The sequence below is a fragment of the Bacillus sp. NP157 genome (assembly GCA_018889975.1).
In the GTDB taxonomy this organism is placed as follows: Bacteria; Pseudomonadota; Gammaproteobacteria; order Xanthomonadales; family Rhodanobacteraceae; genus Luteibacter.
On the sequence record CP076546.1, the window covers coordinates 1,628,519 to 1,640,265 of the forward strand.

The 11,747-nt window shown below is 68.6% G+C and carries 12 protein-coding genes; 8 read left to right on the forward strand and 4 right to left on the reverse strand.

The window, feature by feature from the left end:
- Positions 1-954: a fatty acid desaturase gene (locus KPL74_07305; GenBank protein ID QWT21804.1), complete on the reverse strand. Its 954-nt coding sequence runs from the start codon at positions 952-954 to the stop codon at positions 1-3.
- Between the two features lie 73 nt (positions 955-1,027).
- Complete coding sequence (locus tag KPL74_07310; protein QWT21805.1) at positions 1,028-1,768, reverse strand: hypothetical protein; 741 nt, start codon at positions 1,766-1,768, stop codon at positions 1,028-1,030.
- 132 nt (positions 1,769-1,900) lie between these two features.
- On the opposite strand from KPL74_07310, the gene KPL74_07315 reads away from it, so the two are divergent.
- The 7 genes from KPL74_07315 (at position 1,901) to KPL74_07345 (ending at position 8,822) form a co-directional block, all read left to right on the forward strand.
- Complete coding sequence (locus KPL74_07315; GenBank protein ID QWT21806.1) at positions 1,901-2,458, forward strand: sigma-70 family RNA polymerase sigma factor; 558 nt, start codon at positions 1,901-1,903, stop codon at positions 2,456-2,458.
- The gene (locus KPL74_07320; GenBank protein QWT21807.1) at positions 2,455-3,171 is read left to right on the forward strand and encodes an anti-sigma factor; all 717 of its coding nucleotides are present in this window, start codon (positions 2,455-2,457) and stop codon (positions 3,169-3,171) included. Before KPL74_07315 ends, KPL74_07320 begins: the two co-directional genes overlap by 4 nt.
- A gap of 114 nt (positions 3,172-3,285) precedes the next feature.
- A complete protein-coding gene (locus tag KPL74_07325) occupies positions 3,286-4,782 on the forward strand; it encodes a GGDEF domain-containing protein (GenBank protein ID QWT21808.1) in 1,497 nt (498 codons plus the stop codon).
- A 56-nt stretch (positions 4,783-4,838) separates the two neighbouring features.
- Positions 4,839-6,653 (forward strand): VWA domain-containing protein, encoded by a 1,815-nt coding sequence (locus tag KPL74_07330; protein ID QWT21809.1) that lies wholly within the window; start codon positions 4,839-4,841, stop codon positions 6,651-6,653.
- A 21-nt stretch (positions 6,654-6,674) separates the two neighbouring features.
- Positions 6,675-7,256: an RNA polymerase sigma factor gene (locus tag KPL74_07335; protein ID QWT21810.1), complete on the forward strand. Its 582-nt coding sequence runs from the start codon at positions 6,675-6,677 to the stop codon at positions 7,254-7,256.
- Between the two features lies 1 nt (position 7,257).
- A complete protein-coding gene (locus tag KPL74_07340) occupies positions 7,258-8,202 on the forward strand; it encodes a hypothetical protein (GenBank protein QWT21811.1) in 945 nt (314 codons plus the stop codon).
- Positions 8,199-8,822 carry an IMPACT family protein gene (locus KPL74_07345; protein ID QWT21812.1) on the forward strand — a complete coding sequence of 208 codons (624 nt, stop codon included), beginning with the start codon at positions 8,199-8,201 and terminating at the stop codon, positions 8,820-8,822. Before KPL74_07340 ends, KPL74_07345 begins: the two co-directional genes overlap by 4 nt.
- A 42-nt stretch (positions 8,823-8,864) precedes the next feature.
- On the opposite strand, the gene KPL74_07350 is transcribed toward KPL74_07345, so the two are convergent.
- Positions 8,865-9,305, reverse strand: a complete 441-nt coding sequence (locus tag KPL74_07350) for a hypothetical protein (GenBank protein ID QWT21813.1) — start codon at positions 9,303-9,305, stop codon at positions 8,865-8,867.
- A gap of 57 nt (positions 9,306-9,362) precedes the next feature.
- Positions 9,363-9,800 carry a hypothetical protein gene (locus KPL74_07355; GenBank protein ID QWT21814.1) on the reverse strand — a complete coding sequence of 146 codons (438 nt, stop codon included), beginning with the start codon at positions 9,798-9,800 and terminating at the stop codon, positions 9,363-9,365.
- A 134-nt stretch (positions 9,801-9,934) separates the two neighbouring features.
- Between KPL74_07355 and KPL74_07360 the strand changes: the two genes are divergently transcribed.
- Positions 9,935-11,698: an ATP-binding cassette domain-containing protein gene (locus tag KPL74_07360; GenBank protein ID QWT21815.1), complete on the forward strand. Its 1,764-nt coding sequence runs from the start codon at positions 9,935-9,937 to the stop codon at positions 11,696-11,698.
- Positions 11,699-11,747 lie beyond the last annotated feature (49 nt).

Here is an 11,747-nt window from a genome sequence, read left to right on the forward strand (position 1 = left end):
TCAGCCCCTCATCTTTGCCGCGACCCATGCCGGGATCGGCTTCAGGTCACGCACCAGCCCCAACGCGGACATCAGGCGCAGGCCGTACCAGGTCAGGTCCACTTCCCACCAGCGGAAGCCCTGGCGCACCGTGCCGGGGAAAAAATGGTGGTTGTTGTGCCAGCCCTCGCCAAAGGTAATCAACGCAAGCAGCGGGTTGTTGCGACTGTCGTCACGGGTCTCGAAGCGGCGCGTGCCGTAACGGTGGGCGAGCGAGTTGATCGTCACCGTGGCGTGGAACAGCACTACGGTCGAAATGAAGAAGCCCCAGACCAGCATCTGCCAGCCACTGGTGCCCAGCCCTGGTGCGACGTGTTCCAGCAGCTTGCCCAGCCCGAACAGCGCAACGGCGAGCAGCACCGGGATCGCCGTGTCATAGCGATCCAGCCAGCGCAGCTCGGGATAGGCCGCGAAGTCCGGCACCCGGTCCATGTCCGTGCGGAAGCCGCGCGGGGTCAGGAACCAGCCGGCATGGCTCCAGAGGAACCCGTGCACGCGCGGCGAATGCGGATCCTGCGCGGTGTCCGCGTGGCGGTGGTGGTTGCGATGGTGTGCCGCCCACCACAACGGGCCCCGCTGGACGCACGAGGCACCGATGACGGCGAAAGCGAACTGCACGGCGCGCGAGGTGCGAAAGGTGCGATGGGAAAAATAGCGATGGTAAAACCCGGTCAGCGCGAACATGCGCACGGCGTACATCGCCAAGGCCACCAGCACGGCCACCGTCGAGGTCCCGGTCCAGACCACGCCGATGCAGGCCAGGTGCAGGCCGACGAAGGGTGCCACGCGCAGCCAGTCCAGCCGGTCGGCGCGCTCGTCCTCGGTCGGGGCCGTCGCCGAGGTGTCGAACCAGCGACGAAGCGCCGCCAGGTAGCGAGGCGGACGCCGGTCCTGCAGGGCGGAATGGGAATGCATGGACCTGCCTGTTTGCGGTGGTGTCCCCGAGATATACGGGTGATGCGGCCCGGCGGATGCACGGGCCCGGCACTCAGGTGGCGCAGCTGCCCACCAGTGGGGCCTTCAGGACCTCATCCAGCGCCGACGACGGCAACCCGGTGGCGCGTCCCGACGGCGGGAAGTCGATGCGCACGTCGACGCTCTTGCCCTTGGCATTGCGGATCGTGCCCATGCCCTCGTAGCGCAGCAGCTGGCGGTTGTCCGCCGCATAGGTCATGTCGATGGTCGGCGCGGCGAAGGCATACCAGGCGTCCAGCTTCATCGCCAGCTGGCGCTGCCCATGGCCTTCCTTGCCGCCGAGGATCTTCACGTCGAAGAAGCGGAAGCGGCTGGCGACCAGGAACGGCACCGAGACGCCGGCATCCAGGCCGTCCCAGTGGGTGCGGATGTAGGGATCGAAGCCCGCGTCGATCACGGCCCCGGCAGGCACGTCGAGGGTCTTCACCTGGTCGGCGGCACCGTTGCGCGACACCTTTACCTCGACCTGGTTGCCCTGCGAACGCACCGATTCGCGAAAGCCCCGCTGCGCATCCTCGAACACCACGTCCGGCCGGGTCGGGTCACGCCCGCTGTCCAGCAGCTTGCGTGCGAACGGCTTGCCATCGGGACACTGGTAGCTGACCACCTGGCGCGGGCCGTCGACGAAATGGATCTCCCGGTATAGCACCGCACCGCCCGCGCGTGGCGTCGCATCGCCGGCGTAGCGTTCGGCGGCATGCAGGGGCAAGGCGACGACGCCGAGGGCGGCGAGGATCAGGCGGTGCATCGGCATAGGCTACGTCCCGTTGGCGGCGCGGCGTGGCCGCCCTTTGGCCCTAGGGTCACTTGCCACTAGTCGCATTCCCGTGACGGCCATTCATGCTATAGATCGCCCCGACTTGTTCCCGGCGAAGGATTCTCGCGCATGCCAGCCACCAGCCCCGCCGAGCGGGACGCGCTGAACGACCTGCTCCGGCGCACCGCCGCGCGGGACGAAAAGGCCTTCGCTGCCCTGTACAAGGCGACCTCTCCCCGATTGTTCGGCGTGTGCCTGCGCCTGGTTGGCGACCGGGCCGAGGCCGACGACATCCTGCAGGAAGCCTTCGTCACCGTCTGGCGCCGGGCCGCGTCGTTCGATGCCACGCTGTCGAGCGCATTCACCTGGCTGGTCACGGTGGTCCGCAACAAGGCCATCGACCGCCTGCGCCAGCGCCCGGCGCACGCCGCCAGCGAGCTGGACTGGGATTCCCTGGTCGACACCGCACCCGGCCCCGCCGCCGAAGCCGAGGCTGGGGAAGCGCATGGCCGGCTGCGCGCGTGCCTGGATGAGCTGGAAGACACCCAGCGTCGCTCGATCCGTGAAGCCTTTTTCAGCGGCGCTACGTATAACGAGTTGGCGGAACGTGCAAAGGTGCCCCTGGGCACCATGAAAAGCTGGATCCGCCGCGGATTGATCCAACTACGCGCGTGCCTGGGCTCATGAATTCGACTTTCGAAGCCGACAAAGACAACCTGCGCTACGCCGAATACGTGCTTGGGCTGCTCGATGCAGACACGCGCGCCGCCGTGGCCCGGGAAATCGCCGAACAGCCGGAAGCGGCGGCGGCGGTTGCCCGCTGGCAAGCCTGGCTGACCCCGCTGGCCGTCGAGATCGACGCCGTGGAGCCGCCGGCCCATGCCTGGGCGGCGATCCGCCAGCGCCTCGGCCTGGTCGAAGCCGCGCGGCCGAGCCTGTGGGACAGCCTTGCCCTGTGGCGCTGGATCGGTGTCGGCGCGACGGCCGTTGCCGCGTGCCTGCTGGTGCTCAGCGTGACCCGACCCGTCCCGCCGGCCACGCCGGTGGCGCAGGCGCAGCACGTATTGATGGTCTCGACGATCGCCGGCGACAACGGCATCGCCGGCTGGACCGCGACCATGGATATCCAGCGCGGCGAGCTGCTGCTGGTACCGGCGAGCCCGCAGCCGGTCGCTTCCGGCCGCGACACCGAGCTGTGGCTGATCCCTGAAGGGGGCGCACCGATCGCCGTGGGCGTGTTCCCGGCGGCCGAGGCACGCCGCTTCACCTTGCCGGCCAGCCTGCTCAGCCAGCTCGGCCCGAAAGCCGCGCTGGCGGTGTCGGTCGAGCCGGCCGGTGGCTCGCCGACCGGCCAGCCGACCGGGCCCGTGGTCGCCAAGGGCGCCATCCGTGCGGCATGAGTCTTCTTCACATTTGTCGAGAAGTTCGCCGTAACATCCTGAACCGAGGGCTCAACTTCGATGCCCTTTTGCCGATAAGACGTTAGCGTTGCAGGCAGGGGACAGAAGCGCACCATGAAACTCGTCATCGCCGCGGTGGCCGTGCTTGCGGTCCATGCGATCGCGCTGGTCTACACGCCGGCGGGCGGCATGGCCATTTCCTATGGTTTCTTCTTTGGCGTCGCCGTCCTGGCGATGGCAAGCACCGTGCTGGCCTGGCACCGCTCGGGCACGCCGCGCGATCCGCGCTGGTGGCTGCTGATGGGCAGCCTCGTGCTGTGGACGATCGGCATGTCGCTGTCGGCCCGGCAGAACTACGTGATGGATAACTCCAATCCCGCGCCCGGCGACAGCATGTTCTTCTACATCCTGTACGTCCTGCCGGTGTTGGTGGCGGTGTCGTCCGCGCCGGTGGCCGCACGAAAGAAATGGGCACTGGCGATCGACCTGGTGCTCGCGGCACTGTTGGGCGTGCTGTTCTACGTGCGTACGTTCTCGATCGTCTCGCTGGAAGGCGCGATGGGCCCGCAGCAGGCGGTCGACGTCGCACTGATGCTCGATTTCGAAAATGGCTGCCTGGCCGTCGCGGCGTTGCTGCGCTTCGTCGCCACCGATCGCGCCGACGACCACTACTTCTTCCGCGCGGTGATGGCGTTCTTCGTCTGCTACGCGTTGTGTGGGTTCTTCTACAACCACTATGTCGCGCTGGGCGGCCACCCGGACTTCGGCGACTCACCCTGGGATGCCCTGCTCGAGGTGCCCTTCCTCGCGCTGATCATCACCGCGGTGTCGCGCAAGCCGCAGCGCCACTGGCACCCGCCGGTGTACCTCGTGCGTTTCGTGCAGAGCGCCAGCCCGACCTTCCTGGCCATGAGCGTGCTGGCCTTCGGCCTGATGGTCATCCCCGGCTATGCCTCGCTGGGCATCACCGGTGCCATCGCCGCGGTAGTCGGCATCGGCCTGCGCGGCACGCTGGCGCAGGTGGACCTGGTGGAAGAGGAATACCGCCTTTCGCGCAGCCGCGATGAACTCGAAGGCCTGGTCTTTGTCGACAGCCTGACCGGGCTGGCTAACCGCCGTGCCCTGGACGAACGCCTGCTGCGCGAGTGGCACCGTCCCGGCCAGCGCGAACCGATCGCCCTGCTGATGATCGACGTCGATTGCTTCAAGGAATACAACGATCGCTACGGACATCTCGCCGGCGACGACTGCCTGCGCGCGCTGGCCTCGGCGATGGTCTCGCGTGGCCTGCGCGTCGGCGACTTCCTCGCCCGCTTCGGTGGCGAAGAGTTCGCCGTCGTCGCCCCCGGCACGCGCCTGGCCGACGCCCTCGTGCTTGCCGAAGACCTGCGCGCGCACATCGAGGCGCAGGCCATTTCGCACCCGCGTAGCCCGTTCGGCGTGTTGACCATTACCGTTGGCGTGGCGGCGATCCACGCCTCCGCCGCCGGTGGCCCGCTGGAATTGTTGAACGCCGCGGACCGTGCCCTGTACCGGGCCAAGCACGCCGGGCGCAATCGCATCGGCGGACCCAGCGAAGCACGCAAGGAAACATCCGCACGCGTGGTTTAACCCCGTTTCGCCCCCTGCCCCGTTTCATCGTCATGTCCCCAAGGAGGCCATGCACGATGAACACGCTCCGCACCTCGCTGTCCCTGCTGTTTGCCGGTCTCGTCGTCGCGGCCGGTGCCGCCGGCACCGAACCGCCCGCCGCCCGCCATCCGACGCCCGTACTGCCCGACGATGGCAGCGCCGACTGCGGAGGGCCCGTCGCACCGATCATGTATGCGCCGGTGCGCGGCCCACGCGCGGTGCGCCAGGCCGCTCCCGCGCCCTTGCCGATGCCGGCGCCCATGCGGGCGGTGGACGCCGCCAGCGTCGAAGGCCGCGCGCTCGCCGTCCCTGCGCCGCCGCCGTCGCCACCGTCGCCGGCCGCGCCTGCCATGGAGTCCGCGAAGGTGGCTGCGATCGCCGGGTATGCACCCACCAGCAATGGCTTCGCCGGACCCGGTGTCATGATGGCGCCCGCGCAAGGCGTCGACACCAGCCGCTACGCCCATCGCGATCCGAACCCGGTGCACCTGGCGGCGACCGACCCGGTCTCGACCTTCAGCATCGACGTGGACACCGGCTCGTACACCAACGTCCGCCACATGCTCAACGAAGGCCAGCTGCCGCCCGCGGACGCGGTGCGCAGCGAGGAATTCATCAACTACTTCGACTACGGCTACGCGCCGCCGAAGGATCGCTCGAAGCCCTTCAGCGTCACCACCGAACTGTCCAACTCGCCGTGGAACCCGAACCGCCAGCTGCTGCTGGTCGGCATCCAGGGCTACCGCGTGCCCGCCAGCCAGATCCCCGCATCGAACCTGGTGTTCCTGGTCGACGTGTCCGGTTCGATGGACGAACCGGCCAAGCTTCCGCTGCTGAAGGCGTCGTTGAAGCAGATCGTGCCGCAGCTGCGTGCGCAGGATCGTATCTCGCTGGTCACCTATGCAGGCAGCACCTGCGTCGCCCTGCGCTCCACCCCGGGCGACCAGCACGCGAAGATCAACGCCGCCATCGACGCGCTCGGTGCGGGCGGTTCGACCAACGGCGCCGCCGGCATCGACCTCGCCTATGCGCAGGCGGCGAAGGGCTTCATCAAGGGCGGCGTGAACCGGGTGATCCTCGCGACCGATGGCGACTTCAACGTCGGCACGGTCGGCGTCGAGGCGCTGAAGGACCGGATCGCCGACAAACGGCGTAGTGGGATCGCGCTGACGACGCTGGGCTTCGGCGAAGGCAACTACAACGACGAGATGGCGGTGACCCTGGCGGATGTCGGCAACGGCAGCCACCACTACATCGACAGCCTGGAAGAAGGCCGCCGCGTGCTGGTCGACGAGATGTCGGCCACGCTGATGACCATCGCGAAGGACGTGAAGATCCAGGTCGAGTTCAACCCCGGCGTGGTCGCCGAATACCGCCTGATCGGCTACGAGAAGCGCATGCTTGCCCGCGAGGACTTCAACAACGACGCGGTCGACGCCGGCGAGATCGGTGCCGGTGCGAACGTCACCGCGCTGTACGAGATCACGCTGAAGGGTGCGAAGGATGCGCACGTCGATCCGCTGCGCTACGGCAGCGAGCCGGCGGCGGCCAGGGGCAATGAACTCGCCTTCCTGCGCCTGCGCTACAAGTCGCCCGAAGGCGGCGCGAGCCAGCTGATCGAGCAACCGCTGTCGGCGACCATCAGCACGCCCAGCGAACGCATGCGCTTCGCCTCGGCGGTCGCGGCGTTTGCCGATAACCTGCGCGGCGGCGGCAATGTGCAGGGCTTCGGGTACGACAAGGTGGCCAGCCTTGCACGCAATGCGCTGGGCAAGGATACCGGCGGATATCGCGCGGGCATGGCGCGGCTGGCCGACATGGCCGGGGGCATGCAGACCGAGGCACGTTAGTCGCCCGCGACTTACGCACGAATGGCCAATGCCGTAACCTCCACGGCCATGGATGCGCCACTGGCCGACGATGCTTCGCTGATGCTTGCCTGGACGGGCGGGGATGCGGACGCGTTCAAGACGCTCTATGCACGGCATAAGGGACCGCTCTACCGTTTCCTGCTGAAGACGGTGAAGGACCGCGCCGTGGCGGATGAGCTATTCCAGGAAACCTGGGCGCGCGTGGTGGCGGCACGCGCGCGTTACCGGCCCGAGGCAAGGTTCAGCACCTGGCTGCTGCAGATCGCGCACAACCTCGCCATCGACGGCTTCCGCAAGCAGAAGCCGCAGGCTGGTAGCGAAGAAGCCGACGCGGTGTTCGCCCAGCACGCGGCACCGGAGCGGGAGCAGCCCGATCACGCGCTGTCGGAATTCGAACTGCGCCGGCGCATGCAACAGGCGATCGACAGCTTGCCCGACGACCAGCGCGCCACCTTCGTGTTACGCATGGAGTACGAACTTTCACTGGAGGACATCGCCGCCGTGACCGGCGTGGGCCGCGAAACCGCGAAATCCCGCCTGCGCTACGCCATGGCACGCATCAAGCAGTGGTTTGCCGACTGACATGAATCCGAACACGCCACCTCCGAGCGACGACGAACTGCCCGACGAGCGCGAGCTTGCGGCGCTGTACGCCCGCCTGCCGAAGGCCGAGCCCGATGCGGCGCTAGACGATGCCGTGCTGGCCGCGGCCGCGCGAGCCACGCCGACGGCACGCCCGGTCGTCCCGCGCCATCGCACGCGCTGGCCCCTCGCCCTGAGCTCGGCCGCCGTGCTCGTCCTCGCTGCCGGCATCGGCTGGCAGATGCGCGAGCAGCCGATCCGCGACCCGGTCGCCGAACGCGCGGCCAGCGTCGCTGCACCCACTGCCGCCCAGACCGCTTCGATAGAGGCCCCGACCGCCAATGGTGCCCCGGCTGCGGCCGACCAGGTCGTCGCCACGCCTGCGCCCGCACCTGCGCCACCCGGCGATGCCGAAGCGACCAAACTGGCTGGCCGGATGAAGTCGAATGCACCCGCCCCTGTCGCGCGCAAGATCATCCAGCACCGCGAGGCGTTGCCGGCACCCGCACCCTCACCGCCGCCTGCAGCCGTTGCCGCCGCGCCGATGGCGCCCGCGGAAGCCTACGTATCGGCTGCGCCTGTCGCGCCTGTCGCGCCGCCTGCTCCGCGTGCTCCGCCCGCGCCACCTGCGCCAGCGGCTCCGCCGGCGATGCAGCCAGCGATGCAGCCCGAAATGCAACCTGCGCCGCAGGTCGAGGCCGGCAGCACGGATGCCCGCTCGGCAAGCCGCCAGGCGTATACCTTGCCGGAACAACAGCCGGCGCGAACAAGCGATAGCTTCGCGGCAGGCAAGCCGGCCGGCTTTGGCCCCGACGACCGGGTCGGCGAAATCCGCCGGCTACTCGACCAGCACGATCGCGAGGGCGCGCTGCGCAAGCTGGCCGAGCTGCGTCGGCTTTATCCGGCCTACGACCTGCCCCAAGATCTCCGCGACCTGAAACCTTGAACGCCCCGCTCGACACCCTCGTCGCGCCATGCCGCCACGAAGAGGAGATCAGGAAAAGCCGCTTCCTTGCCCAGGCCGCGCCTGTCGGATCGCCCGCAGACGCGCTTGCGTTCTTCAGCGCCGTGGGCGATCCGGCGGCGACGCACAACTGCTGGGCCTATCGCATCGGCGATGCCTACCGTTTCAACGACGACGGCGAACCCGGTGGCACCGCGGGGCGGCCGATCCTCGCGGCCATCGACGGCCAGGGATATGACCGCGTCGCGGTCGTGGTCACCCGCTGGTATGGCGGGATCAAGCTCGGCGCCGGCGGCCTGGTCCGCGCCTATGGCGGCAGCGCGGCCGAATGCCTGCGCGTGGCACCGCGCATGCCGATCATCGCGACCGGCAAGCTCGTGCTGAAGGCCGATTTCGCCGACCTCGCCCTGGTGGCCGCACGCATCCGCGAACTCGACGGCAGCATCGACGAGGAACGCTTCCTCGCCGATGGTGCCGAGCTGGTCATCGTCGCCGCGCTGGACCGACTGGATGCCATCGCGGCCCGCGTCGTCGATGTGACGCGCGGGCGCAGCACCCCGCGGCGTGTCGACGCGGCGGACGACACGCCGCCCGCCGCGTAACCCGCGATGCGAACGACCTGCGCGGGCCCCGGGCCCGTTGGATTACTCCGCGTCTAGCCGCGCGTTCTCGCCGGTCCCGCTCACGGCGACCTTGCTACCGACGCCAAGCCCCTTCACGCCCTGGCCCGTCTGCACCAGAGCCATGGTCTTACCGTCGTCCATCTTCAGCTTCACCATGTAGTGCGCCGCGGGACCTTCGCCGGCAACGCGACCGCCAACTTCTTCGCCCGCGGCCTGCGAGCCGTTGCCGATCAGGTTGACCGCCGTGGGGCTCTTGGCCGCCGAGGCCGCGCCCATGCCGAACAGGCCACCCAGCACCTTGCCCATCTGCTTGCCCTGCTTGTGCTGCTCGCTTTCGTCGTCACCGCGGTTGTCGATCGCCTTCATGTCGACGATGGTGCCGTGGCGGACGGACTGGGCGTGGCTGACGCCGAGGGGAGCGAGCGAAGTCACCGCCAGCATGGCGGAAAGCATCCATTTCATAAGTCACCTGCAAAACCGGAGGGAAGATGCGCCCGTACGCCGGACGCGCGCGTCGCATCAGCGATTCTTGGGTCGACCCCAGCCACGGATGTACGGGGCGCACTTCACGCCGTCGTATTCGTAGCGGCTGATGATGCCGTCTGCATTCGCGTAGAAGGTGACCGTGCAGTGGTGTTCCGCCGGTACTTCGTGGTGCTCGGTGGTCGTCTGCATGATCAGCGTGCTGCCCTCGTTACCGATGGGCGCGGTGTTGCTGGAGTCGTAGGAGTACGCCGCGCTGCCGAAGTTGTATTCGTAGGCGGTCTCGCCGGTCTTCTCGACCTCGTACGAGCTGAAGCCACGGTCGACCGGCCACTGCACGAGCAGCTCGCTGGCGTCGTGGCCGAGCCAGCTGTCGGCAACCGAGGTACTGGCCTTGCTGTAGGCGTTGGTGGCCAGGCCGGGGGTGGACACGGCAAGGGCCAGCAGGCCAAGGCTGAAAAGCGATGCGCGCATGAATCACTCCATTGAATACATGGGGCCGTGCCCCTGTTCCCGTCGGGGCGGAGCTTACCCGGAAACACGGATGGATTGAATAGTGCACCGGGCGGCCCCATCCGTTGGCCATTGGGCTGGAGGCAGGAACACGAATGAGTGGCGAAAGAAGGGAGAAATCCCGCCGGATCGGCGCATTGCGCAACCTCTGGCCGTTCCTGAAGCCGCACAAGGGCCTGGCGATCGGCTGGCTGGTCTTCCTCGGGATCTCCTCGGGCGCATCGCTGCTGCTGCCCGTCGCGGTCCGCCACATCATCGATCATGGCTTCCTCGCCGCGAACGTCGCCACGATCAATGGCACCTTCCTGGCCCTGTTCGGCCTGGCAGTGGTGCTCGCCCTCGCGACGGCGGCCCGCTATTACTGCATCGCCCTGCTTGGCGAGCGCTCGCTGGCCTCGCTGCGCACCTCGCTCTACCGGCACGTGATCGGCCTCGACGTCGGCTTCTATGAAAGTACCCGCGTCGGCGAGCTGACCTCGCGCCTGGGCACCGACACGGAAGTGGTGCAGACCCTGGTCGGCTCAGGCATCTCGGTCGCGTTGCGAAGCGCGGTGATGTTGCTGGGTGCGGCCGGCGCGATGGCCTGGACAAGCCCACGCCTGGCCGGCCTCACGGCGTTGGTGATCCCGGCAGTGATGCTGCCAATCCTGGTCTTCGGCCGCCGCGTCCAGAAGCTGTCCCGGCACAGCCAGGATCGCATCGCCGACGCCGCGGCCGTCGCCAACGAAACCCTCAACGCCGCCCAGGCGGTGAAGGCCTATAGCCGCGAGCCGATCGAGAGCCGTCGCTACGCCGATGCCATCGCCCTGGCGCTGGCCACGGCCCGCCGGCGCATCGGCATGCGCTCTTTGCTGACGGCGGCCGTCATCGTGCTGATCTTCGGTGCGATCACCCTGGTCCTATGGGCCGGCGCCCGCGACGTGATCCACGGCGACCTCGCACCGGGCGTGCTGACCCAGTTCGTGTTCTACGCCATCTTCGCCGCCGGTTCGGTCGCCGGCCTGTCCGAAGTGTGGGGCGATGTCCTGCGCGCGGCGGGTGCGATGGAGCGCATCGGCGAACTGTTCGCCGAGGAAGCCGCGATCACCACGCCTGCGGCGCCCGAGCCGCTTCCGGTGCCGGTCACCGGCGCACTGCGCTTCGAACACGTGGAATTCCGCTACCCGTCGCGGCCCGACGTCGCCGCGCTGTCAGACTTCAACCTCGAGATCGCCGCGGGCGAAACCGTCGCCCTGGTCGGTCCTTCCGGCGCGGGAAAGAGCACGGTGCTGAGCCTGCTCCTGCGCTTCCACGATCCGAAGGCGGGCGCGATCCGCTTCGACGGCGTCGACCTGCGCGCGCTCGCCCTGCCGGACCTGCGCGGTGCTATCGCGCTGGTGCCGCAGGAGACGATCATCTTCGGCGGCAGCGCCGCGGACAACATCCGCTTCGGCCGCGAGGACGCCAGCGACGCCGAGGTGCGCGAAGCGGCGCGCCTTGCGGAAGCGGACGGCTTCCTGTCGTCGCTGCCCGAAGGCTACGACGCCGCCCTGGGCGAGCGCGGCGTGCGCCTCTCCGGCGGCCAGAAGCAGCGCATCGCGATCGCCCGCGCGATCCTTCGCGATGCCCCGCTGCTGTTGCTGGACGAGGCCACCTCGGCGCTGGATGCCCAGTCCGAGGCGGCCATCCAGCAGGCGCTGGAGCGGCTGGAGAAGGGCCGGACCACCCTGGTCATCGCCCACCGCCTGGCGACCGTGCAGCGCGCGGACCGCATCGTGGTGATGGAGGCGGGACGGATCGTGGCGCAGGGTACGCACGAGGAGCTGCTCGCGCAGAACGGGCTGTATGCGGAGCTGGCGCGGTTGCAGTTCGTGGCGTAAGCATGCACGGTTTTTTCGTGGTTTTGACGCGCGCGGCCCTAGCGTGCGG